The sequence below is a fragment of the Nonomuraea mangrovi genome (assembly GCF_042681425.1).
GTDB classification, from domain to species: domain Bacteria; phylum Actinomycetota; class Actinomycetes; order Streptosporangiales; family Streptosporangiaceae; genus Nonomuraea; species Nonomuraea mangrovi.
Map to the genome: position 1 here is coordinate 196,581 of NZ_JBHUFV010000003.1, position 21,264 is coordinate 217,844.

The 21,264-nt window shown below is 71.7% G+C and carries 25 protein-coding genes; 16 read left to right on the plus strand and 9 right to left on the minus strand.

Features of this window, described 5'->3' with window-relative positions; genetic code table 11:
• Positions 1 to 543: SDR family NAD(P)-dependent oxidoreductase (locus ACFSKW_RS01055; RefSeq protein WP_379568108.1), on the plus strand; the 543-nt coding region annotated here is incomplete at its 5' end.
• Positions 544 to 570: 27 nt separating this feature from the next.
• On the opposite strand, the gene ACFSKW_RS01060 is transcribed toward ACFSKW_RS01055, so the two are convergent.
• Complete coding sequence (locus ACFSKW_RS01060; protein ID WP_379568110.1) at positions 571 to 1,371, minus strand: phytanoyl-CoA dioxygenase family protein; 801 nt, start codon at positions 1,369 to 1,371, stop codon at positions 571 to 573.
• Positions 1,372 to 1,431: 60 nt separating this feature from the next.
• Here ACFSKW_RS01060 and ACFSKW_RS01065 point away from each other — a divergent pair, with 60 nt between their 5' ends.
• The 6 genes from ACFSKW_RS01065 to ACFSKW_RS01090 all read left to right on the plus strand — a co-directional run bounded on the left by ACFSKW_RS01065 (position 1,432) and on the right by ACFSKW_RS01090 (position 7,205).
• The gene (locus ACFSKW_RS01065; RefSeq protein ID WP_379568112.1) at positions 1,432 to 2,316 is read left to right on the plus strand and encodes a helix-turn-helix domain-containing protein; all 885 of its coding nucleotides are present in this window, start codon (positions 1,432 to 1,434) and stop codon (positions 2,314 to 2,316) included.
• 63 nt (positions 2,317 to 2,379) lie between these two features.
• A complete protein-coding gene (locus ACFSKW_RS01070; RefSeq protein WP_379568114.1) occupies positions 2,380 to 3,078 on the plus strand; it encodes a carbonic anhydrase in 699 nt (232 codons plus the stop codon).
• Positions 3,079 to 3,167: 89 nt separating this feature from the next.
• Positions 3,168 to 3,962, plus strand: a complete 795-nt coding sequence (locus ACFSKW_RS01075) for a maleylpyruvate isomerase family mycothiol-dependent enzyme (protein ID WP_379568116.1) — start codon at positions 3,168 to 3,170, stop codon at positions 3,960 to 3,962.
• A gap of 190 nt (positions 3,963 to 4,152) precedes the next feature.
• Positions 4,153 to 5,391: a right-handed parallel beta-helix repeat-containing protein gene (locus ACFSKW_RS01080; protein WP_379568118.1), complete on the plus strand. Its 1,239-nt coding sequence runs from the start codon at positions 4,153 to 4,155 to the stop codon at positions 5,389 to 5,391.
• An 80-nt stretch (positions 5,392 to 5,471) separates the two neighbouring features.
• The gene (locus ACFSKW_RS01085) at positions 5,472 to 6,335 is read left to right on the plus strand and encodes an SDR family oxidoreductase (protein WP_379568120.1); all 864 of its coding nucleotides are present in this window, start codon (positions 5,472 to 5,474) and stop codon (positions 6,333 to 6,335) included.
• A 72-nt stretch (positions 6,336 to 6,407) separates the two neighbouring features.
• Complete coding sequence (locus ACFSKW_RS01090) at positions 6,408 to 7,205, plus strand: N-acetylmuramoyl-L-alanine amidase (protein WP_379568122.1); 798 nt, start codon at positions 6,408 to 6,410, stop codon at positions 7,203 to 7,205.
• 98 nt (positions 7,206 to 7,303) lie between these two features.
• Here ACFSKW_RS01090 and ACFSKW_RS01095 read toward each other — a convergent pair whose 3' ends face one another.
• The gene (locus ACFSKW_RS01095; protein ID WP_379568124.1) at positions 7,304 to 7,759 is read right to left on the minus strand and encodes a helix-turn-helix domain-containing protein; all 456 of its coding nucleotides are present in this window, start codon (positions 7,757 to 7,759) and stop codon (positions 7,304 to 7,306) included.
• Positions 7,760 to 7,787: 28 nt separating this feature from the next.
• On the opposite strand from ACFSKW_RS01095, the gene ACFSKW_RS01100 reads away from it, so the two are divergent.
• From ACFSKW_RS01100 to ACFSKW_RS01135, 8 genes are all read left to right on the plus strand, one after another.
• A complete protein-coding gene (locus tag ACFSKW_RS01100) occupies positions 7,788 to 8,729 on the plus strand; it encodes an NAD(P)/FAD-dependent oxidoreductase (protein WP_379568126.1) in 942 nt (313 codons plus the stop codon).
• A 5-nt stretch (positions 8,730 to 8,734) separates the two neighbouring features.
• Positions 8,735 to 10,126, plus strand: coding sequence for a DHA2 family efflux MFS transporter permease subunit (locus ACFSKW_RS01105; RefSeq protein ID WP_379568128.1), 1,392 nt, complete (start codon positions 8,735 to 8,737; stop codon positions 10,124 to 10,126).
• 81 nt (positions 10,127 to 10,207) lie between these two features.
• Positions 10,208 to 10,567, plus strand: a complete 360-nt coding sequence (locus ACFSKW_RS01110) for a cupin domain-containing protein (RefSeq protein ID WP_379568130.1) — start codon at positions 10,208 to 10,210, stop codon at positions 10,565 to 10,567.
• A 237-nt stretch (positions 10,568 to 10,804) separates the two neighbouring features.
• Positions 10,805 to 11,413 carry a hypothetical protein gene (locus ACFSKW_RS01115; RefSeq protein WP_379568132.1) on the plus strand — a complete coding sequence of 203 codons (609 nt, stop codon included), beginning with the start codon at positions 10,805 to 10,807 and terminating at the stop codon, positions 11,411 to 11,413.
• A gap of 135 nt (positions 11,414 to 11,548) precedes the next feature.
• Positions 11,549 to 12,112 carry a CGNR zinc finger domain-containing protein gene (locus tag ACFSKW_RS01120; RefSeq protein WP_379568133.1) on the plus strand — a complete coding sequence of 188 codons (564 nt, stop codon included), beginning with the start codon at positions 11,549 to 11,551 and terminating at the stop codon, positions 12,110 to 12,112.
• Between the two features lie 72 nt (positions 12,113 to 12,184).
• Positions 12,185 to 12,637 carry a VOC family protein gene (locus ACFSKW_RS01125; RefSeq protein ID WP_379568135.1) on the plus strand — a complete coding sequence of 151 codons (453 nt, stop codon included), beginning with the start codon at positions 12,185 to 12,187 and terminating at the stop codon, positions 12,635 to 12,637.
• Positions 12,638 to 12,640: 3 nt separating this feature from the next.
• On the plus strand, positions 12,641 to 13,504 hold the full coding sequence (locus ACFSKW_RS01130; protein ID WP_379568137.1) for a pyridoxamine 5'-phosphate oxidase family protein: 864 nt from the start codon (positions 12,641 to 12,643) through the stop codon (positions 13,502 to 13,504).
• Positions 13,505 to 13,539: 35 nt separating this feature from the next.
• Entirely contained in the window at positions 13,540 to 14,823 is a 1,284-nt protein-coding gene (locus ACFSKW_RS01135; RefSeq protein WP_379568139.1) for an amidohydrolase family protein, read from the plus strand.
• 93 nt (positions 14,824 to 14,916) lie between these two features.
• Here the strand turns inward: ACFSKW_RS01135 and ACFSKW_RS01140 are convergent, their stop codons facing one another.
• The 4 genes from ACFSKW_RS01140 to ACFSKW_RS01155 all read right to left on the minus strand — a co-directional run bounded on the left by ACFSKW_RS01140 (position 14,917) and on the right by ACFSKW_RS01155 (position 18,086).
• Positions 14,917 to 15,537, minus strand: a complete 621-nt coding sequence (locus ACFSKW_RS01140) for a copper resistance CopC family protein (RefSeq protein WP_379568141.1) — start codon at positions 15,535 to 15,537, stop codon at positions 14,917 to 14,919.
• Positions 15,534 to 16,841 (minus strand): Dyp-type peroxidase, encoded by a 1,308-nt coding sequence (locus tag ACFSKW_RS01145; protein ID WP_379568143.1) that lies wholly within the window; start codon positions 16,839 to 16,841, stop codon positions 15,534 to 15,536. Before ACFSKW_RS01145 ends, ACFSKW_RS01140 begins: the two co-directional genes overlap by 4 nt.
• Positions 16,834 to 17,397: a copper chaperone PCu(A)C gene (locus ACFSKW_RS01150; RefSeq protein WP_379568145.1), complete on the minus strand. Its 564-nt coding sequence runs from the start codon at positions 17,395 to 17,397 to the stop codon at positions 16,834 to 16,836. The genes ACFSKW_RS01145 and ACFSKW_RS01150 overlap by 8 nt, the downstream gene beginning before the upstream one ends.
• Positions 17,398 to 17,525: 128 nt before the next feature.
• Positions 17,526 to 18,086, minus strand: a complete 561-nt coding sequence (locus tag ACFSKW_RS01155; protein WP_379568147.1) for an MFS transporter — start codon at positions 18,084 to 18,086, stop codon at positions 17,526 to 17,528.
• Positions 18,087 to 18,106: 20 nt separating this feature from the next.
• Between ACFSKW_RS01155 and ACFSKW_RS01160 the strand changes: the two genes are divergently transcribed.
• Positions 18,107 to 18,421: a hypothetical protein gene (locus ACFSKW_RS01160; protein ID WP_379568148.1), complete on the plus strand. Its 315-nt coding sequence runs from the start codon at positions 18,107 to 18,109 to the stop codon at positions 18,419 to 18,421.
• Positions 18,422 to 18,549: 128 nt separating this feature from the next.
• On the opposite strand, the gene ACFSKW_RS01165 is transcribed toward ACFSKW_RS01160, so the two are convergent.
• From ACFSKW_RS01165 to ACFSKW_RS01175, 3 genes are all read right to left on the minus strand, one after another.
• Entirely contained in the window at positions 18,550 to 20,037 is a 1,488-nt protein-coding gene (locus ACFSKW_RS01165) for an MFS transporter (RefSeq protein WP_379568150.1), read from the minus strand.
• Positions 20,038 to 20,067: 30 nt separating this feature from the next.
• Positions 20,068 to 20,538, minus strand: coding sequence for a hypothetical protein (locus tag ACFSKW_RS01170; protein WP_379568152.1), 471 nt, complete (start codon positions 20,536 to 20,538; stop codon positions 20,068 to 20,070).
• 88 nt (positions 20,539 to 20,626) lie between these two features.
• Positions 20,627 to 21,172 carry a hypothetical protein gene (locus ACFSKW_RS01175; protein WP_379568154.1) on the minus strand — a complete coding sequence of 182 codons (546 nt, stop codon included), beginning with the start codon at positions 21,170 to 21,172 and terminating at the stop codon, positions 20,627 to 20,629.
• Between the last annotated feature and the right edge of the window lie 92 nt (positions 21,173 to 21,264).

Sequence of the window (21,264 nt, forward strand, 5' to 3'; positions counted from 1 at the left end):
GGCGCGATCGCGGCGATGGGCGGCGTCGACGTCCTGATCAACAACGCCGGCACGGCATGGCGTGAGCCGTTCCTCGAGATCACGCCCGAGCACTGGGACCGGATCATCGCGGTGAACCTGCGCGGCATGTTCCTCGTCGCCCAGGCCGTGGCCCGTCATCTGGTGGAGCGCGGCGAGGGCGGCGTCATCCTCAACATGTCCTCCACCAACGGCCTCGGCGGCGAGGCCGACTACGCCCACTACAACGCCTCCAAGGGCGGCGTGCTGCTGCTCACCAGGACCATGGCCGTCGAGCTCGGCAAGCACCGCATCCGGGTGAACGCGCTGTGCCCCGGCTACATCGCGACGCCGCTCAACGCCGCGATCTCCGCCGAGCTCGCCGGCGACTTCGTCTCCTCGTACGAGCGTGACCACATCCCGCTCGGCCGCGCCGGGCTCGCGGAGGAGGTCGCGGCGGGATACGCCTTCCTGGCCTCCGACGACGCGGCTTTCATCCACGGCACCGAACTGGTCATCGACGGCGGCCAGCTGGCGATCATGTGATCGCCGGGGTCCGCTGCCGCACTGCCGCTAGTGCGGCCCCGCGGGGCCGTCGGTGCCGCACGGCCCGCCGCCCGCCGCCTCCGCGAAGAAGACGCGCTCCCCCGCGATGGTGAGCGTCGGGTAGTAGGAGGAGATCCGTTCGGTGGAGGCGCCGACGTAGTGGCAGATGAAGCTGCGGCGGAAGCGGTCCGCGGTCGTGTTGGGCTCGGAGCCGTGGACGAGGTTGCCGTTGAAGAACAGCACGTCGCCCGGCTCCATGTCGACCGGCACCCGCGCCAGCCCGGGCGGCGGCGGGACGTACTCCCTGGTGAAGGACAGTCCAGGATCGGCCTCCTCCGGGCAGAACAGGTCCATGAGGTGGGTGCCGGGCACCACCTCGAGGCCGCCGTTGGCCCTGTCGATGGTGTCGAGCGCGACCCACGCGGCCACGCACGTGCCCGGCTCGACCCGCAGATAGAAGTTGTCCTGGTGCAACGCCTGGCCGCGCGCCCCTGGCGGCTTGAAGTAGAACATGCTCTGGGCTGCCACCGGCTCCTCGCCGAGGAGGCGGCCGACGATGGCGGCGATCCTGGAGTCGAGCAGGTAGCGCAGGGCCAGGTCGTTGACCTGGTGGGGGTGCATGACGCGGGGGTAGTCACGCAGGATGTCGTAGGGACCTCCAGGATCCTGTGGCCGGGGGGTGAAGTGGCCGGGGATCGGCCCTGCCGCGTGCAGAGCCATGAACTCCTCACGCAGCTCAGCGGCCTCCTCGGCGGTGAACAGGCCGCGCACCACGGCGAATCCCTCGTCATGGAAGGCCTTGACCTGCGGCTCCTCGAAGGTCTTCACGATACGTTCTCTCCCTCATTCGGCTGTTCCCCACGCTAGGAGAGCGAACAGGTGGAAGGTATGCCTGCGACGGCTGAGGACATGTCCGTTCCTGCCGCCGACCTGGTGATCGTCGGGCACTTCGACCAGACGCCCGGCTACGCCGTACGCCGGAAGGCGGGCGCGCCGAGCTGGCTGATGATGTGGACCCAGGCCGGGGCGGGACACGTCGAGCAGGGCGAGGCGGCCTTCACGGTCGGCGCCGGCGACCTGATCGTGCTGGGCTCCATGACCGGCCACCACTACCGGGTCGCCTCCGGGGCGAGCCATTGGGCGTTCTGGTGGGTGCACTTCCAGCCGCGGCCCTCATGGCTGACGTGGCTGAGCCCGTACGCGCGAGGCTCGCGCTGCCACCTGGTGCGCGCGGTCCACGAGGCGGTGAACGAGCGTCTCGACCATACCTTCCGCCGGGCGAACGCGGACGCCCGCTGGCCGGGGCACGGCGCGCCGCCGGAGGTCGCCCGTCGACCGCTCAGGCCCGCCGTGGCCGTGGCGCCGCAGGCCCGCGAACTGGTCCTCAACGCCGTCGAGGAGGTGCTCCTGCTGGCGACCGCCGCGGCGGCAGGGCCGGTCGAGGGTCGCGACCCGCGCATCCGCCGGGCCGAGGAGCTCATCGCGGCCGAGCCCGACGCCCCGCACACCGTCGCGTCGCTGGCCGGATCAGTCGCGCTGTCGCCGTCACGCTTCGCCCACCTGTTCGCGGAGCAGGCCGACAGGACGCCCATGCAGGCCGTGAGAGAGGCCCGGGTACGGCACGCGGCCCGGCTCCTGGAGGTGACCGACATGGACGTCGGGCAGGTCGCCACGGCCTCGGGCTTCGCCAGCCCCTTCCACTTCAGCAGGACCTTCCGCAAGGAGTACGGGTTCTCGCCCCGCCAGTACCGCTCCCGCCTGCGCGGTACTTGATCACTTACTACCTGTGTCGGAAGTCACCATGAGATAGGTCAATAAATCGGCATAATCGCAGTCATGAAGACCAAGATCGTTAATCGCCGCACGCTCCTCCACAGCGCCGGCCTGCTGGCCGGCGGCCTCCTGGTGGGCGCGGGCTCCGCGCACGGCGCCACCAGGCTCTCCGCGCCGCCCGCCCGCCCCGCCACCCCTGACGAGGCATGGGCCACCCTGAGGGAGGGCAACAGGCGCTGGGTCGCCGACGCGGCGATCCACCCGCACCAGGATCGCGCCAGGCGCGACGAGGTCGCCGAGAAGCAGAACCCCTACGCCGTGGTCGTCTCCTGCATCGACTCCCGCGTCCCCCCGGAGATCGTCTTCGACGCCGGGATCGGCGACGTGTTCACCGTCCGCAGCGCCGCCCAGACGATCGACCCGCTGGTCAGCGGCGCCATCGAATACGGGCCCGTCGAACTGGCCACTCCCCTGATCGTCGTCATGGGACACCAACGCTGCGGCGCGGTGACGGCCGCAGCGCACGCCTTACGCGAGGGCACCACGCTGCCCGGCGACCTGCAGCGCATCGTCGAGGCGCTGCGCCCCGCCTACGACCGCGCCCACGGGGACGTGGACAAGATGATCAGGATCAACACCGTCGACACGGTGGCGAAGCTGAAGGCCGACAAGCTCCTGGCCCCTCGCATCGCCCGGAAGCAGCTCAAGATCGTTGGCTCCTACTACTCCCTCGACACCGGCCAGGTCACCCGTCTCGTCTAGCCGGATCCGACACCCGCGGCTCGCCGCGCCGCCGCGCGCGAGCCGCGCCGCCGCGCCGCGGTCCCGCCGGCGGATGGCACAGTGAGGTCATGGACCATCTTCCGCACTTCCGTCGCGAGATCCTCGCCTTCGAAACCGCGGCCCGCAAGGCGGCCGAGGCCGGGACGGCGCCCATCGTGCCCTCGTGCCCCGAGTGGTCGGTGTCCGATCTGGTCGGCCACCTGGGCTGGGTGCACCGATTCGTGGCCCACATCATCACCGAGCGGCTCCAGGAGCCGCCGCAGGCCCTGGATCCCGAGCTCCTCGACCTTCCGCCTGACCTGCGCGGCTGGCAGGGCCCAGGACAGGAGCCGACACCAGGGCCGGTGCCGCGGAGCCTGATCGAGTGGTTCGGCAGCGGCGCCTTCGCACTGGAGTCGGCGTTCAGGAAAACCGGCCAGGACGAGCGCGTCTGGACGTGGTCGCGCGACCGGACCACCGGGTTCTGGCTACGGATGCAGACCATCGAGGCGGCCGTCCACCGCTGGGACGCCGAGGGCGCGGTCGGCACGGCCCAGCCGGTCGAGGCAGACCTCGCGGCCGACGCCGTCGTCCAGAGCCTCACCGTCATGGCGCCCTACCGGCGCACGGTGAAGCAGGCCCCTCCCGGATCGGGCGAGCGGTTCAGGTTCCGGCAGATCGACGGCGCGGGAGACTGGACGGTCGCCTTCAACGGCGACGACGTCCTGCTCGTCGAAGGCGGCGAGCCTGGCGACGTCGAGCTGACCGGCACCGCGTCGGACCTGATGCTGTTCCTCTGGCAGCGGATCCCGCCCGAGCGGCTCGAGGTGAAGGGTGAGCGCGAGGTCCTCGACCGCTACTTCACCCTCGTGCCTCCCGTGTGATGCTCACCCTTGCCTCTCCGGCCTGACCGAAACCCGACCTAGGGACCGGCCGCGGGTTCACCGAAACGATCACCGTCCGGGGCGGATCATGCCAGGATGACCGCTACGGGGGTACGCGGGAGACAAAGACGTTCCGCACGGCTTTGTCGTGCCCCCGGTCATGTCGCTTGACCTCAAAGGGGGCAATTCCGTGCTGCACTTAAGAAGCCGGCTGGCCGTGGGCGCCGCCGCGCTGGGCCTGACCGCCGCAGGCGTCACGATCCTCATGCCGGTGGGCGCCGCGTCCGCCGCCAGAGTCGACGCCACCTGCGCCAACACCCTTGACGACGCCAAGACGCTGCAGGCGGCGATCGACTCCTCCAAGGAGGGCGACGAGGTCGTCATCAAGGGGCAGTGCCTGATCAATGCGACGATCAGCCTGCCGGGCAAGCGCACCTACCGCGGCGACGCGAAGGCCGCCACAGTGATCAAGCAGGCCGACGGCGCCAACCTGCCGGCGCTGCTCGCCTCCGAAGGGTGGGTCAAGAACTTCGAGCTCAGCGACGAGACGCTGCGCGTGGAGAAGCTCACCATCGACGGCAACCGCGACACCAACACCGGCACCGTGGGCCTGATGCTGCGCTCGTGGAACGCCCGGATCATCGACATCGACGTGTACGGCGCGCCGTCCGACGGCATCCGCATCAGCAACCCGTCCAAGGACGGCGTGATGCTCCGCAACACGATGGTCAACAGCATCATCAGCGACGTCTACATCGCCGGCGCCGCGGAGTCGGGCCTCAGGGTCGTCGACCCGGGCAACTCGGTCACCGACTGGACGCTCACCCGCTCGTGGATCGGTTTCAGCGGCGCGAACGCCATCCAGACCGACAACGCGGCCGGCTGGACCTTCAGCGACCTGCACCTGTACGCGACGCCCAAGCACGCGATCGACGCCCACCGCTGCTTCGGCACCTCGATCCACAACAACTACATCGAGGACTTCGGCGCCGAGCACAAGGCGAACGAGACCTACTACGGCATCCGCTGCGACCTGCAGGGCGAGTCCAACACCACCATCAGCTCCAACAGGATCCACAAGTTCCTGCCCCCGCCGAACGGGCTGGCGAGCGGACTGGCGGAGCTGACGAAGGCGTGGAAGCAGGGCATGGCGCCGCCGGAGCGCAAGCACGCCGTCTCGGGTCCCCTCCCGCCCGACGTCGACTTCGTCTACCTGGCGCTCGACGGCGTCAACTACGGCAAGGGGCACGCCGCCGTCACCGGCAACACCATCCTCGGCCACGGCACCCGGCGCGAGACGGGCATGCTGTTCACCAAGGGTGAGGGCGGGGGCGAGTCGATGTCCGTCGCCTCCTCCGGCAACCTCATCGACGACATCGGGATCCCGCGCAAGGTCGGGCCCGGCGCGAGGCTCACCAGGGGTTACTGACCCTCGGCGGTACGGTGCCCCCTGCACGGGCACCGTACCGCCCGCCGTTAGAGGGTGACCGCGCTGGGCAAGCGCAGGTTATGCCAGAAGAATCCAACGCCACACCGCCCGCGCAGAGCCAGCCGTACCCGGGGAGCAGCGAGCGGATGTCGCCCGAGCCGCGCGACGAGATGCGCGACTACGAGGGGCGCGATCTGCTGCGGGACAAGCGGGCCCTGATCACCGGAGGGGACTCGGGAATCGGCAGGGCCGTGGCCGTCGCGTTCGCCAAGGAGGGGGCCGACGTCGCGATCGCCTACCTCAGCGAGCACGAGGACGCCAACCACACCAGGAAGCTGGTGGAGGCCGCGGGCCGGAGGTGCGTCCTGCTGCCCGGCGACCTCAGCGACGCCGACCACTGCGTGTCCGTGGTCGAGCAGGCGGTGGCCGAGCTCGGCGGACTGGACGTCGTGGTGAACAACGTGGCCTACCAGTCGCCGGTCCAGTCGCTGGAGGAGCTGACCGACGAGCAGTGGGAGCACACGTTCGCGGCCAACGTCCACAGCTACTTCCGCGTCACCAAGGCGGCGCTGCCGCACCTGCGCGAGGGCAGCGCGATCGTCAACACCTCCTCCGTCAACGGCCTGCGGGGAAACAAGACGCTCATCGACTACGCCGCGACCAAGGGGGCGATCAACGCCTTCACCCAGTCGATGGCGCAGAACCTCATCGAGCGCCGCATCAGGGTCAACGCGGTCGCGCCCGGTCCGGTCTGGACGCCGCTGATCCCCGCCACGATGCCCGAGGAGCGCGTGGAGGGGTTCGGCAAGCAGGCGCCGATGCAGCGGGCGGCTCACCCCGACGAGATCGCGCCCTCCTATGTGTTCTTCGCCGCCGAGCGGCTCTCCTCGTACTACACCGGCGAGATCCTGGCCCCGATCGGCGGCGAGACGCTGCCGGGGTGACGGCACGGGATCTACGCAATCGGGAAGCGCCTCAGACCTGAACCCGCAGGTCAAGCCGATACGGTACGAGTCATGCGCGCCCGAAGAGCGGCCCCGGTGATGCTCGCCGCGCTGGTGGCGCTGTCCACCGCGTGCGGCGGGGCGTCCTCCTCGGCCCAGCAGCGGCCGGCCACGGCGACGCCACCGCTGTCGCCCTCGCCGCGTCCGATGCTGTCAAGCAAGATCGTGGTGATCGACCCAGGACACAACGGGGGCAACGCCGCCCACCCCGAGGTGATCAACCGGCCGGTCGACATCATCACCGGGACCAAGCCGTGCAACACGACGGGGACCCAGACCGCCGACGGCTACACCGAGCACGCCTTCACATGGGACGTGGCGCGCAGGCTCGCCCCGATCCTGCGGAAGATGGGCGTCGAGGTGGTGCTGACCAGGCCGAACGACTCGGGCGTCGGGCCGTGCATCAACAGGCGGGCGGCCATCGGGAACAAGGCCGAGGCGGACGCGGTGGTGTCGATCCACGCCGACGGAGCCGCTTCGGGAGGGCACGGCTTCCACGTGATCCTTCCCGGCCTGGTGCCTGGGCACAACGACGCGATCATCGACCCGTCCAAGCGGCTGGGACTCGACGTCCGCGACGCCTACACGAAGGGCACGGGACTGCCGTTCGCCACCTACGTCGGCAAGGAAGGCCTCGACACCCGTACCGACCTGGGCGGGCTCAACCTGTCGACCCGCCCTGCCGTCTTCGTCGAGTGCGGCAACATGCGCAACAGCGGCGACGCCGCCAAGCTGTCGGATCCGGCCGTCCGCCAGCGCATCGCCGCCTCACTGGCCGACGGGCTGAAGAAGTATCTCGACGGGCAGTGACAGCCGTCCTGCGGACGCGGCGGCGGCCCGCCGCACCGGAGTCGTGAGCCCGCGCACCCGCGGGCGTGCGGGCGGCCGCGGCCGCCCGCACGGGCTGGTCACCTGGGGGGATCCGGCCTGACCACGCACGAGTCCTCGACGAGGTCCGTCAGGTCCGGCAGGACCGCCGTGCTCTCGGCGACGCGCAGGTAGCCGGGGCAGCGGGTGAAATCCTCGGCCGTGCACCGCATGATGTGCTCGATCAGCGCCTTGGACGCGGCGATCTCCCGTAGCCGTCGCTCCAGCTCCGCGTGGTGCCGCTCGAGGATCGCCCTGCGCTCGACGTGGCCCGTGACGTTGAGGATCTCCCCCACCTGCTCCAGGCTCATGCCCGCGGCCTTCGCCCGGATGATCGTCATGACCCTGACGATGTGGTCGTGGGTGTAGAGGCGCCTGCCGTTCACCCTGGTGGCGGGTGTCAGCAGGCCCATGGCCTCCCAGTGGCGCAGCACGTGCGGCGCCAGATCGAACCGCTCGGCCAGCTCGCCGATGCGCATCGAACCACTTGACTTCATGTTGACATTAACTTGCAGACTTTGGCGCATGTCAAACACCTTCGATGTCGTCATCGTCGGCGGCGGGCCCGCCGGCATGGCCGCCGCCCTGACTCTGGGCAGGGCCCACCGCTCGGTGCTGCTGCTGGACGCCGGCCAGGGTCGCAACGCCCAGGCCGAGGCCGTGCACAACTTTCTGACCAGGGACGGCACCCCTCCTGCCCGGCTGCGCGAGCTCGGCCGCCAGGAACTGTCGGCCTACGCGAGCGTCCAGGTGCGGGAGGAGGGCGTGACCGACGTCGAGGCGGATCTGCGGCTCCGGCTGTCGGGCGGCGGCACCGTGCGGGCGCGGCGGCTGCTGCTGGCCACCGGGCTGGCCGACGACCTGCCGGGCCCGCGCGGGGTCGGCGCGCTGTGGGGCCGCACCGCCTTCCACTGCCCCTACTGCCACGGCTACGAGTGCACCGGCAAGCAGGTCGCCGTGCTCGGCGCCGACCTTCCACGGGTACGGCTCGCGCTGCAGCTGAGCCGCTACGCCGCCGACGTCGCGCTCTGCACCGACGGTAGGCCGCTCGACCCCGCGCTGCGCGGCAGGCTCGAGGCCAACGGCGTCACCGTGCGCTGCGAGGCCGTCGCAAGGCTGGAGGCGACGGGCGACCGGCTCGATCAGATCGTGTTCGAGAGCGGGCCGCCGCTCGCGCGGCAGGCGGTGTTCGTGGCCAACGCGCCGCGCCAGCGCTCCGGCCTGCCCGCCCGGCTGGGCTGCGCGGCCTTCGCCGACGGCTGCGTCGAGGTCGACGAGTTCGGCCGGACCAGCGTGCCGGGCGTGTACGCGGCGGGCGACATGGCGCGCAGGGCCACCGTACCCGTGCCGATGGCCGCCGTGATCGCCGCCGCGGCCAGCGGCACCGTCGCCGCGGCGGTCATCGACCAGGACCTGCTCGGCGAGGACTTCGACCTCCCCGACCCGTTCGCGCGGGCGAAGGGCTGAGCGCCGTGACCACAGAAGTCGCCACGGCGACGCCCTCACGGGTGGTACCGGCCACCGCGGGCCTGCTCATCGGCATGCTGTTGTCGGTGCTGGACCAGACGGTGGTGGCCATCGCGCTGCCCGACATCGCCGCCGACCTCGGCGGCCTGGACGCGATCGGCTGGGTCGTCACCTCCTACGTGCTCGCCTCGACCACGACGGGGGCGCTCTACGGCCGCATGAGCGACAGGTTCGGCCGCCGCGAGGTCTTCGTCACCGCGGTCGCCGTCTTCATCGCCGGCTCGATCCTGTGCGGCATGGCGTGGACGATGCCCCAGCTCGTGGCCGCCAGAACCCTTCAGGGCGTCGGCGCGGGCGCGCTGTTCGCGCTGCCGACGATCGCGCTGTCCGAGCTGTATCCACGGCACCTGCGCGGCAGGGTCCAGGGCCTGACCGGCGGCGTGTTCGCCCTGGCCAGCGTGGGCGGCCCGCTGGCCGGCGGCGCGATCACCGACACGGCCGGCTGGCGCTGGATCTTCTACGTCAACCTGCCCCTCGGCCTGCTCAGCATCGCGCTCGTCTGGTTCGCCCTGCGGCTGCCCAGGTCCGGCGGGCACGGCAGGCTCGACGTCGCAGGCTCGGCGCTGCTGGCGGGCTCGATGGTGAGCCTCCTGCTGGCGGCCGAAGGGGGCGGCCGTGCCCATGCGTGGACCTCCGGCGCGGTCCTGTGGCCCGCCGGGGCCTTCGCGCTGCTGTCGGCCGCGTTCGTGTGGTGGGAACGGAGGGCGGCCGACCCCGTGCTGCCGCCCCGGCTGTTCGCCGGCCCGGCGCTGCGTGTCGCGCTGCCCGCCACGGCACTGCTCGGGGCGCTGCTCGGCGGCTCGATCGTGTACCTGCCGACCTACCTGCAGTCGGCCTACGGCATGAGCGCCACCCAGGCGGGCCTGGCCCTCAATCCGTACGTCATCACGTTCATGGTGGTCTCCTCTCTGGCGGGCAGCCGCGTCGCCGGCCGCTACAAGCCCTTCCTGATCGCCGGCTCGGCGATCGTGGTGGCGGGGTTCGCGCTGCTGAGCAGGCTCGGTCCCGGCACACCGTACGCGCTGTTCGCCGTGGCGCTCGGGGTGCTGGGCGCCGGGTTCGGGCTGCTGATGCAGAACCTGGTCGTGGTCGCGCAGAACGCCGCCTCCGCCGCCGACCTGGCCGCCGCCACCTCCGCAGCGGTGTCGGTGCGCGGGCTCGGCATGTCGCTGGGTGTCGCGGTCTTCGGCATCCTGCTCGCCGGGCAGGTGGACGGCATGGGCAAGGGCGCGGAGGTGACCGCCGCGGCCATCCCGGGGGTGCTGGCGTGGGGCGTGCCCGCGGCCGTGGTCCTGGTGGCGCTGACCACCGTGCTACCCCGGTCGGCAGGCCGGTAGCGCGGCCTCGTCCGCCCAGCTCGGAGCCCTTGTTGGGGGTAGATCCCGGTGCGAGACTGAAGCCGACGGAAGGGGGACGTCATGATCGAGGTCAAGAGCATCGACAAGCCCGACGAGCGCCGCGACTTCCCGAACGGCCACCTGGAGGTCTGCAATCTCAGCGGCCTGACCTTCGGCGTGGCGACGTTCCAACCGGGATGGCGCTGGTCCGAGTCGGTCAAACCCATCGCGGGCACCGACTCGTGCGAGGTCCACCACAACGGGTTCGTCGTCTCCGGCAGGCTTCGCCTGCGGATGGACGACGGCACCGAGGCCGAGGTCGGGCCGCATGATGTCTTCGTCTGCCGGCCTGGCCACGACGCCTGGGTGGTCGGCGACGAGCCGTGCACGGTCTACGACTTCGCCGGCGGCGCCGCCGAATACGCCAAGTCGCAGGGGTAGCGGCCCGCGACCGGACATGAGCGGCGCGAGGTCCCCTGGCCGGCGGCATGTCGTCCGTCGTGTTCGTCATCTGGGACAGAGCGGTCGCGGAGGCGGCGACCGACCGGCGGCGTGCCTGCCATCATTGGCGTTTTCTCTGCCATCGCTTGTCCCAACCCTGCATCGGCACGGCTCGACCGGGTGGGTGCGGCCACCGTAGCCTCGGACATCGGAGGGCGCGGAAGGGAGGACGTCATCATGTTCATCCAGGTCATCAAGGGGCGTACCGCTGATGCCGGCCAGTTGCGCGCCGCGCTCGACCGGTGGGTCGACGAGCTGGCTCCTGGCGCGCAGGGCTGGCTCGGCACGACCGCCGGTGTCACCGAGGACGGCACGTTCGTCAACCTCGCCCGCTTCGGGTCCGAAGAGGCGGCCCGCGCCAACAGCGGGCGGCCCGAGCAGCATCAGTGGTGGATGGAGACCTCGAAGCTGATCAGCGGCGACATCGTCTTCCACGACTCCAGCGAGGTCGTCTCGTTCCTGGGCGGTGGGTCGGACGAGGCGGGATTCGTCCAGATCATCGAGGGCAGGACGCGCGACGTGGCCCGGATGCGCGAGCTCAACGACCTGTACGAGGCGCGGTTCACGGACTTCCGTCCCGACGTCCTCGGCGGCATCGCTGCGCTGTACGACGATGGCGCGTTCACGCAGGCGATCTACTTCACCTCCGAGGCGGCGGCGCGCGACGGCGAGCGCAAGCAGCCTCCCGCCGAGCTGAAGGAGCTCTTCGACGAGGAGATGGCGCTGTACGAGGGCGACCTGGCCTTCTACGACCTGCGTGAGCCCTGGCTGTTCTCCCCGCGCTGACGCCCGCCCGCCGGAGCAGCCGGCCCGGGGCGCCGGCCGGGCCGAGCGTCGGCCTTCCGTGAACGACAACCGGTAGCCCATCGGTCCGTCCCGGTTCTAACGGACCTCCTTCACCACTGCCATTAGGCTGGAGGGATGCTAGCCCTCGACTTCGTCAGCACGCTCCGCGCGGGACGCGGCGGCCTCACCGACTCACTCGCCGACCCCGACGCGCTCACCGCCTGGGCCCGCTCACGCGCCGAGCTCGACCTGGACCCCGGCTTCACGGCCACGTCCGAGCAGTGGCGTCAGGTCGTGGACCTGCGGCTGGCCGTCAGGGCACTGTTCGCCAGGGCCGTCGCGCCCGGGCCGCCCAGCTCCGCCGACGCGGCCCGGCTGCCACCCTTCGGCCAGGCGCTCGACACGGTGAACGCGGCGGCGCTGGCCGTACCCACCGCACCCCAGCTCGTCTGGGACGACGACGCGGCCACGCTCGTCCGCGTGCCCGTGGGACCTTCCACGGCGACGCTGTCGGCGCGCCTGGCACAGGCGGCACTGGAGTTCCTGGCCGGACCCGAGGTCGCCGAGCTGCGTGCCTGTCCCGCCCCCCGATGTGTGCTGTATTTCGTGAAGGAGCACCCGCGCCAGGAATGGTGCTCGACCGGCTGCGGCAACAGGGCCAGAGCCGCCCGCCACTACCGCGCCCACAGGGGCGAGTGACGCACGCCACCAAATTCTAACGGCACAACTCATCAAACTCCGTTATATTCGTTGTATCGGACCCACGGAGGAGTGAGCATGCCCGCCTTCCAGACCGGCCACGTCGGCCTCAACGTCACCGACCTCGACAGGTCGGCCGCCTTCTACCAGAGCGTCTTCGGCTTCGAGGTCAGCGGCCGATCCGAGCAGGACGGCAAGGAGTTCGCCTTCCTCGCCCAGGACGGCACGCTCACCCTCACCCTGTGGCGGCAGAGCGAGGGCCGCTTCCCCACGGCTCAGCCGGGTCTGCACCACCTGTCGTTCCAGGTCGAGAACCTGCAGGCGGTACAGCAGGCCGAGGCGACGCTGCGCGAGATCGGCGCGACCATCCACCACGGCGGCATCGTCCCCCACCGCGAGGGCGCCTCCTCCGGCGGCGTGTTCTTCGAGGACCCCGACGGCATCCGCCTGGAGATCTACGCCCCCGACGGCGCCGGCGACCGGACCGCCCCCACCGGCTCGGCCCCCACCTGCGGATTCTTCTAGGCCGTGGAACACCGCGGAGAGACCGCCGTCCAGCGCAGGACCGGGGTGGCGCGCCCGGGAACGTGGGGATCGGTCAGGGTCAGGCCGGAGATCCCCGACGTGGCCGCCGACTTCCTGCGCCGCCGGCGCCTGCTGGTCGCCGCGGCCGCCGACGACCGTGGCCGGATGTGGGCGGGCCTCCTGACCGGCCCCGAGGGATTCGCCGAACCGCTGGACGAGCGGTACATCATGATCGGCGCGCTCCCCGCCTCCGGCGACCCCCTGGAAGGGCTGTTCGAGACCGAGCGCGAGATCGGCCTGATCGCCGTGGAGCCCGCCACCAGGCGCAGGATGCGCGTCAACGGCACCGCCCACGTGGCGGGCGCGGGGCTGCTCGTGCACACCGACCAGGTCTACGCCAACTGCCCCAAGTACATCCAGGCCCGAACGATCCTTCCCGGACCTGGGCGCGCCGCCCCCGTCGCCCGCGCCGCCGACACCCTCGGCGAGCGGCACAGGGAGTGGATCTCCCGCGCGGACACCTTCTTCGTCGCCACCCGGGCCCAGGGGCTCGGCGCGGACGTCTCCCATCGCGGCGGCAACCCCGGCTTCGTCGCCGTGGCGGACGAACGGCACCTGGCCTGGCCCGACTACGTGGGCAACTCCATGTACATGACACTGGGCAACCTGGAGCTCGATCCGGCCTGCGGGCTGCTGTTCCTCGACTGGGACAGCGGCGACGCGCTGCACGTGACGGGAACGGCACGCGTGGAGTGGGAGCCGGAGCGGACGGTGCGCTTCGAGGTGGACGGCGTGGTGGAGGTCACGGGGGCCTCGCCGCTGCGCTGGGAGTTCGGCGGCTACTCCAAGCACAACCCACCGGTCTGACCCCGAGCACCTGGCGGCGGCCGGCCGATCGGCGGATGCGGCGGGCGGCGACCGACACCGCCGGAGGCTCGGCCGCCGGTGCCGGAACCGCCGTGGTGGAGGCCTCGGGCGAGAGCGGCGCTTCGGATGAGGCGGGGACGTACGCCATCGCCGGAGCACGGATCTTCGACGGGACGTCGATGCTCGGCACCGGCCACGTGGTGATAGCCGGCGGGCGGATCGTCGAGGTGTCCACGAGCGGGCACGCCCCCTCCGGCATGCCCGTGCACGACGGCGGCGGCGCCACCCTCATGCCGGGCCTCATCGACGCGCACATGCACTACCTGGGACCGCCTCGCACGGACGGTCCCAGGTTCGGCGTCACCACCGAGATCAGCCTGGTCGACGATCCCGCCACCCAGCAGGACAAGGAGCGGCTGCGCCGTTCCTTCGCGCCGAGCCCGCTGCCGTCCCTGTGGTCGGCGGGCTGGCGGGCTACCGTACCGGGAGGCTGGGGCAGCGACGGCGCGCCGAACGTGCCGGTCCTGCGCGACGGCGACGATCCGGCCGCGTTCGTGGCCGACCGGCTGGCCGAGGGATCCGACATCATCAAGCTCGCCCTGGAGGACATCGGACTGGACGGCGAACCCATCCCCGTCCTGTCGGCCGCCCAGATCAACGGCCTGGTCGCGGCCGCCACCCGCGCCGGCGTGCCCAGCGTCGCGCACGTGTCGAAGGTGTCACTGGCCAGGACCGCCATCGAGGCCGGCGTCACCGGCCTGGCCCATGTCCCTGTCGACGTCGAGCTTGATCCGGACTTCCTGGACCTGGTCCGGAACAGCGGCGCGTTCGTCACTCCGACCCTGACGCTCATGAGCGCGCTCTCGGCCGCGGACGACCCCGCGCGCGCCGCCGTCACCGCCGACCCGCGCGTGGCCCCGTACCTGTCGTCAGGACAGCGTGACCTGCTCGGCAGCCCGTGGGGCTTCGAGGACAGGGGAAGGCTCAAGTCCGCGGCGCGCAACGTGGCCCTCCTGCACGGGGCCGGCGTGCCGATCGTCGTGGGCACCGACAGCGGGGTCCCTGGCGTCGCGCACGGGGTCAGCATGATCGTCGAACTCGAACTGCTGGTCGGCGCGGGTCTGTCCCCTTCGGCCGCGCTCACGGCCGCGACCTCCGCGCCCGCCGACTTCTACCGCCTGCCGGGGCGCGGCAGGATCGAGCGGGGCCACCGCGCCGACCTCCTGCTCGTCCACGGCGACCCGACCCGCGACATCACCGCCATGCGCGACGTGGCGGCCATCTGGCGGAACGGCGCACGCGTCGGCCGCGCGGCCTGACCCGGGGCCAGGCCGACGTGGGCGGCCGGCCACGTCCCGTCGACGCGGATCGCCGCCCACACGTGAGGTCGCGACGCCGCCGGCCAGGCCGGCCTACTCCTCCTGCTCCGGTTCCCTCCTACCTCGCCTGAGCAGCAGCAGGCCGGCGCCCGCCACGATCAGGACGGCGGCCGTCGCCCACAACCACGCGGGCACGCTCCGCGCCGACCGATCCCCGGCCTCGGTGGCCGCCACAGGCGCCGAAGGCTGCGGCGCCGCGCTGCTCGCCGCAGCGGCGGGCGCTGTCGAGGGATCGGTCGCGGGGGAACTCGAGGGCGCCTTTGAGGGCGTGGGGGTGGTCGAGGCGGTCCCCTTCACGGTGAACGGGATCTCTCCCTCGATCGGGTGGCCGTCGGAGGAGACCACCCGCCACCCGACGACGTACCGGCCCGGTGGGAGCGGCTGCGGCACCGCCGCCGTGACCACGGCTCCGTCGGCCTCCGGCTTGCCGACCGCGACGGCCGCGCCGCCGGCGTCGTGCAGCACGACCGCGGGCAACCGCACGCGCGCGGTGAACTCCAGCTCGATCTCCTCCACCGCCGACACCACGGCGTTCTTGGCCGGCGAGCTGCTCTTGAGCTGGTCGTGGGCCAGTGCCTGGGGGGCGCCGTACAGGACGAACATCCAGCAGGCGGCCAGCAGCAGCAGGCCCCTGGACACGGATTTCTTGATCATGACAGCAGGCTCTCCCCTATCCAGCCGTCGGGTCCGCAGCCCGGCGGTACGGCGAAGACCGCCGAGCCGATCGGCGTCGTCCATTCGTTCAGCAGGTCCGCCTCGGCCAGCCGCTCCTGGACGGGCACGAACTGGCGGGTGATGTCGGCCTGGTAGGAGGCGAACAGCAACCCGGAGTCGGCCTTGCCGTCGGCCGTGACGCCCTCGTCGTAGTTGTAGACCCTGCGCATGATCCGCAGGTTCGGATCGGCGACGCGGGCCCGGCGGATGTGAGCGTACTCGGAGATGACGGGAAATCCGGCGGCCGTGAGCTTGTCGAAGTCAGGCTCGTCGTGCTCACGACCGCCGGTCAGCGGAGCGCCGTCGGCCAGCCTGCGGCCCACCGTGAACTCCTTGGCCACGACGTCGGCGGCGTCCCACGTCTCCATCTCGGCCCTGATCCGCCGCAGCACCAATGTCGTGCCGCCGCTGAGCCAGCCGCCCTGTTCCTGGACCCAGACCGCCCGGTCGAACTCCGGCGTGCCCGGCACGGGGTTGACGGTCCCGTCGAGCTGGCCCATGACGTTGCGCTGGGTCGTGCCCCGCTGCTGCGCGTGCGCGGCCCGGCGAAAGCCTCGCTGCGTCCAGCGGACGCGCGTGAAGGACCTGGCGTCCTTGACGATCATCCGCAGCGCGTGGGCGAGGGTGAGCGGATCGTCGGCGCAGAGCTGAATGAGCAGGTCGCCGCCGCTCCAGCGCTTCTCCAGCTTGTCGATCTTGAAGGTGGGCAGCGGGGCCACCGACGCCGGCCGCCGCCCGTCCCGTCCGACCGCGCCGAACAGGCCGGGCCCGAAGCCGAAGGTGACCGTCAGCCTCGCGGGCAGCGCCGCCAGCTCGGGCTCGGTGTCGGCGAGCGCCGCTCGCCCCTGGGTCAGCCGGCGGGCGTCGTCGGTCAGCAGGCGCATCATCCTGGACACCTCCTCCCGGCCGACGCCCTTGCGCAGGTCCAGGCCGACGAACACGGCGTGCGCCTGCGGCGCGGTCGCGACACCCGCCTGGTGCGGCCCGTGGAACGGCTCGACCGCGCTGCCGTCGGCAGGCGCCGTCGCCGCCCCCGCGGGTGACGCGCCCGGTCCTGCCGGTGCCGTACCCGGGATCGATGCGCCCTGTCCGGCGGGGACCGTGCCCGAGGTCGGCGCGCCACGGACGGCGGCGGACGTGCTCGACCCCGCGGGGCCGGCGGGCCCGACGACCGCGGTCACCGCCGCCGCGGCCCCACCGGCCAACAGCCTGCGGCGATTCAGCGCCGTGACCGGCTCAGCCATGGCTGCCGCCCATGTCCATGCCCGGCTGGTAGTCCTCCTTGGCCCCCGCGAAATCCTTGCCCATCGCGGTGAAGTCGAAAGTGCCGCCGCCGTCGAGGGCCAGCGTGAACGACACCTCCGCGCCCGGCTTCACCTCCTGGCTGACGCCCATGAGCATGATGTGGTCGCCGCCGGGCTTCAGCACGTGGGAGCCGTTGGCGGGGATCACGAACCCGCCCTTCTTCGGCTGCATCACCATCTTTCCCTTGGACTCCACCACCTCGTGCAGCTCCACCTTGGGCGACAGCGAGCTGCTGGCCGAGACCACGGTGATGGCCTTGCCGGAGTTGTTGACCAGGGTGCCGAAAGCGGCCGTCATCCCCTTTTTGGTGGTCTTGACCCATGGGTCGTTGATCGTGAGCGCGGCCGCAGTGACCGACGTCGTTGCCGACGGCTCGGCCGACGCCGTGGCCGCCGCCTTGCCGGCGACGGGCACGGCCGGCTCCTGGGAACCGCAGGCGGCCGTGCCTGCCAGGACGAGCACGCTGACGGCGGCGAGAATGACGCGCGAGTACATGAAAAGCCCTTCTCCCGGCTGAGCCGGTTACTGGTGACACGGCACTGACTCGACTCGGCGCCCCATACGCGGGGAACGCCGAGGAGCACCCCTGAGGGGTGACCAGCGCTGACGCTCGAACGGCGAGGTCAGGCGGTAACGGTGCGAGTGACGCCAGGAGGGCCGCGCCTGCCCATGTCATGGCCGAGCAGGATCCAGCGCAGGATCACCGGCCGTTCGGCCGGGGCGAGGATGACCGTACGGCTCGCCGGGTCGACGAACACCAGCAGCGCGAAGAGCAGGCGCACGGCCAGCCGCCTGAGCAGCGCCCACAGTGCCGCCTCGCCGTGAGACAGCCACAGTGCCGTCAGCCCGACCGCCCACCCGTGCATGACCAGCATGCCGAGCCCCGGCACCAACCCCGACTGGCCGTGCCCGTGCGCGACGGCGACCGGCTCGACGGAGTGGGCCGTGGAGAACAGCACGTGCAGCACCGCCTGGGAGGCGGTCAGCATCAGGAGGATCGTGACGAGCGACCGCTCGCGCCCGGCCAGCGCCTGCGCGGGCAGGAACGCCAGCAGCAGCGCGAGCAGGACGGCCGGCGTGGAGACCGACCCGCCGGCGAAGGTGTGGGCGACGATGCCGAGCAGGACCGAGACCGCGGCGAAGGCGGCGGCCCGCAGAGCTCGTAGCGGCATCGTGGCTGACATGGCGCGGCCATCATCGCACGATGCCGCACCGCCTCCCAAAGCGGCTTGTTCCGCCCACCCTGGCCGCCCCACCCTTTGGCCGGGCCGAGCCGGGATCGACGGGAACCCCGCTTCTGACAGAAGGTTGGGAACTGCCGCAAACCCTGCCGCACCGCTCTAACGGAGGGGCCGCGACCTTCACCGGCGACTACGTCCGCGTCAAGGGCACCGGCCCCGGCGTGACCTCGCAGGCGCAGCCCGGGGCCGGGACCACGGGTTCGGTCAACGGCATCGGCATCCGCGTCCTGTCCCTGTCCGGCGGCAAGGTCGCCCTCCGCCTGGCTCCCCGGCGCTGACCGCCCGCCACGCCGTCCCATCCGGCCGCACGTGCCCGAGCAGCAGGGCGCTTCCTGACCGGCGGCGGCACGCCCTCGTGCCCGGGCGCGGCGGCGTCCGGGCACGAGGGGGCAGCGGGAGGCGGTCGTCAGGCGGTGGCCTTGCTCTCCTCCTCAGTGGTGGCGAGCGGTCCGGCCGCGGGAGCCGTGCGGCGCAGCACGCTCATCGCGAGCGCCCCGGCGAGCAGGCAGCAGACGACCCCGACCCACGAGCCGAGTGACATCGCGGAGCCGAAGGCGGCGCGGGCGGCGGCGAGGAGCCCGGGGTCGCCCAGCACCACCGCCTGGCCGATCGACTCCCGGGCCGCGGTGGGCGCGGACTCCGGCATCTGAGCGGTGTAGACCCCGGCGAGGACGCTGCCGAGGACGGCGATGCTGAGCGCCATGCCGACCTGCTGCATGGTGTCGTTCAGCGCGGAACCGGCGCCCGCCCGCTCGACCGGCACCGCGCCCATCAGCGTGGTGTAGGCGGCCGGTCCCGCCAGCCCGCCGCCCGCCCCCATGATCAGCATGGAGGCGAACATCGACCAGTAGCCGCCGGTCATGGCGAGCACCACGAAGGAGGCCGCCATCACGACCATGCCCGCCACGATCAGCGACCTGTTGCCGACCTTCTGGCCGAGGGCCACGCCGACGTAGTTGAAGACCGTGGCGGCGACCGCGTACGGCAGCAGCCCGAGACCCGCCTGCGTGGCCCCGTAACCGAGCACGAACTGCAGGTACTGGGTGAGCATCAGCATCACCGCGCCGACGCCGAACGACATCAGCAGGATGGAGAACGACGCCCCGTTGAAGTCGCGGCTCCTGAACAGCTCGAGCGGCAGCATCGGGTGCGGCGTCCTGCGCTCCCAGAGCACGAAGATCGCGAGGGTGACGGCGGCGACCACCGCCATGAGCACGTTCACGCCCTGGTGGGGAGCCTCGATCACGACGTAGACCAGCGCGGTCAGGCCGACGGTCGACAGCAACACGCCGAGCGGGTCGAGCTTGCGCTCGGGGCCGCGCCGCTCGGGCATGAGCGCGTAGGCGGCCACGATCGCGATCACCGCGACGGGGACGTTGAGCAGGAACACCGACGCCCATGAGAAGCGCTCGATGAGCAGCCCGCCGAGCGTCGGCCCGCCGATCACGCCGACGGTCGCCACGACGCTCCATGCGGCCATGGCCTTGCGCCGCTCGTCCTCCTCGAAGGTGGTGATGAGGATCGACAGCGTCGATGGCATCAACATGGCGCCACCGACGCCCATGAAGGCGCGTGCGGCGATCAGCTGCCACGGTTCGGCCGCCAGGGTGGCCAGCAACGACGCGCCGCCGAACAGCGCCAGGCCGATCACCAGGAAGCGTCGCCTGCCGTACCGGTCGGACAGGTTGCCCGTGGTGAGCAGGAGGCCCGCGTAGACGAGCACGTAGGCGTTGAGGATCCACTGGATGTCGGAGGGAGTGGCCCCCAGGTCGGTCATGAGGGAGGGGATGGCGACGTTGAGCACGGTGGTGTCGATGACCAGCACCAGCAGGCTCAGGCAGAGGACGACGAGGACCCACCAGCGGCGGGGGTCTCGACCAGCGTGTGCGGACAATGCGGATCCTTTTCGGGTGAGGGGTGGGGGTCAGCGTGCCCAGCCGACGTGGCGGCGGGCGATGCCGTGGGTGTCGAGCGCGGTGGCGGCCACACGGACGAGCCAGGCGTTGACCGACAGCCCTTCGCCGCTCGCGGCCGCTTCGATGCGGTGCTTCAGCGGGTCGGGAACGCGGAGCGAGATCCGCGAGGTGCCGCCTTCGTCGGTGTCGGGCGTGCCGGAGTGAGCCGGCGGGACGGTGGGTCCGGACTGGGGGTCCGGGGGTGGCGTCACGACGAAGCCGGGGTCGCGGCCGCGCAACCGCATCTCGACCGAGCCCGGCGCGAGGTCGCGGGTGATCTCGTCGGAGGCTTTCGACAGCGCCTCGAGGAGGACGAGCCTGGCGGCGGAGTCCAGGGGCGCGAGGAGGCGCTCGGCGAGGACGCGGGCGTCCTCGCCGCCCGCCTCGGCGGCGATGGCGAGCTCGTTGCGGAGCCGGTCGATGTATGGCGCGAGGTCCATGGCACCACTATGACGCCATCATGGCGTCATGGCAACCTCGATTGTGGGCAGCATGGCACCACACATGGACAGAACGCGAGGACGCGGGTCAGGAAACCCAGAACTCCGGGTAGTAGCGGGGGCAGACGCAGTGGTGGCTGTCCTGTGGCGGGTCGACGACGCGCGAGGCGACGGGGCCGAGCAGGCGCTCGATCCTCTTGGCGCTCTCGACGGTGGCGTCGGTGACCTCGTAGGGATTCCGCTGGTCACTGAGGCTCACGATCAGCACCTGCGCGGCCGACCAGACATGGGCGGGCTGATCCGCGATCAGTACGTGTCCCGGTTGCGCGAGGTGAGGAAAGCGCGGCATCGACGGCACGAACGCGGCGAAGTCGGCGGCGGAGTACGCCCTGCCCGCCACCGGCTGAGGGTTGTCGTCGGGCAGCCGCACGGCGGAGAGTCCGAGGGCGGACATCACCGCCAGCAGGTCGGACTCGGTCCCGGTGCGCAGGCTGAGCAACAGCCGGTCGCCGTCGCCGGCATGGCCTCCGCCGGCGCGGCAGAAGCGGAAGTAGGCCAGCGACGTGGCCCAGGCGCGCAACACGGCGGGCGAGTGGCGCCCATGGAGGTACTCCAGCCAGCGGTCCCGCTCCATCGTCGGATCGTATCCGCCGCCGCGCCCCCGCCGGGTGGAGCTCTGGGACTTTGGTCCCTACCAGGGCGGGCGGAGGAAGGATAGCGTCGGAG

Coding starts and splice junctions, on each gene's coding strand:
- ACFSKW_RS01065 (WP_379568112.1), top strand. CDS start 1,432: ATGCCTGCGACGGCTGAGGACATGTCCGTTCCTGCCGCCGACCTGGTG.
- ACFSKW_RS01070 (WP_379568114.1), top strand. CDS start 2,380: ATGAAGACCAAGATCGTTAATCGCCGCACGCTCCTCCACAGCGCCGGC.
- ACFSKW_RS01075 (WP_379568116.1), top strand. CDS start 3,168: ATGGACCATCTTCCGCACTTCCGTCGCGAGATCCTCGCCTTCGAAACC.
- ACFSKW_RS01085 (WP_379568120.1), top strand. CDS start 5,472: ATGCCAGAAGAATCCAACGCCACACCGCCCGCGCAGAGCCAGCCGTAC.
- ACFSKW_RS01090 (WP_379568122.1), top strand. CDS start 6,408: ATGCGCGCCCGAAGAGCGGCCCCGGTGATGCTCGCCGCGCTGGTGGCG.
- ACFSKW_RS01095 (WP_379568124.1), bottom strand. CDS start 7,759: ATGAAGTCAAGTGGTTCGATGCGCATCGGCGAGCTGGCCGAGCGGTTC.
- ACFSKW_RS01100 (WP_379568126.1), top strand. CDS start 7,788: ATGTCAAACACCTTCGATGTCGTCATCGTCGGCGGCGGGCCCGCCGGC.
- ACFSKW_RS01110 (WP_379568130.1), top strand. CDS start 10,208: ATGATCGAGGTCAAGAGCATCGACAAGCCCGACGAGCGCCGCGACTTC.
- ACFSKW_RS01115 (WP_379568132.1), top strand. CDS start 10,805: ATGTTCATCCAGGTCATCAAGGGGCGTACCGCTGATGCCGGCCAGTTG.
- ACFSKW_RS01120 (WP_379568133.1), top strand. CDS start 11,549: ATGCTAGCCCTCGACTTCGTCAGCACGCTCCGCGCGGGACGCGGCGGC.
- ACFSKW_RS01135 (WP_379568139.1), top strand. CDS start 13,540: ATGCGGCGGGCGGCGACCGACACCGCCGGAGGCTCGGCCGCCGGTGCC.
- ACFSKW_RS01140 (WP_379568141.1), bottom strand. CDS start 15,537: ATGATCAAGAAATCCGTGTCCAGGGGCCTGCTGCTGCTGGCCGCCTGC.
- ACFSKW_RS01145 (WP_379568143.1), bottom strand. CDS start 16,841: ATGGCTGAGCCGGTCACGGCGCTGAATCGCCGCAGGCTGTTGGCCGGT.
- ACFSKW_RS01150 (WP_379568145.1), bottom strand. CDS start 17,397: ATGTACTCGCGCGTCATTCTCGCCGCCGTCAGCGTGCTCGTCCTGGCA.
- ACFSKW_RS01155 (WP_379568147.1), bottom strand. CDS start 18,086: ATGTCAGCCACGATGCCGCTACGAGCTCTGCGGGCCGCCGCCTTCGCC.
- ACFSKW_RS01160 (WP_379568148.1), top strand. CDS start 18,107: ATGCCGCACCGCCTCCCAAAGCGGCTTGTTCCGCCCACCCTGGCCGCC.
- ACFSKW_RS01170 (WP_379568152.1), bottom strand. CDS start 20,538: ATGGACCTCGCGCCATACATCGACCGGCTCCGCAACGAGCTCGCCATC.
- ACFSKW_RS01175 (WP_379568154.1), bottom strand. CDS start 21,172: ATGGAGCGGGACCGCTGGCTGGAGTACCTCCATGGGCGCCACTCGCCC.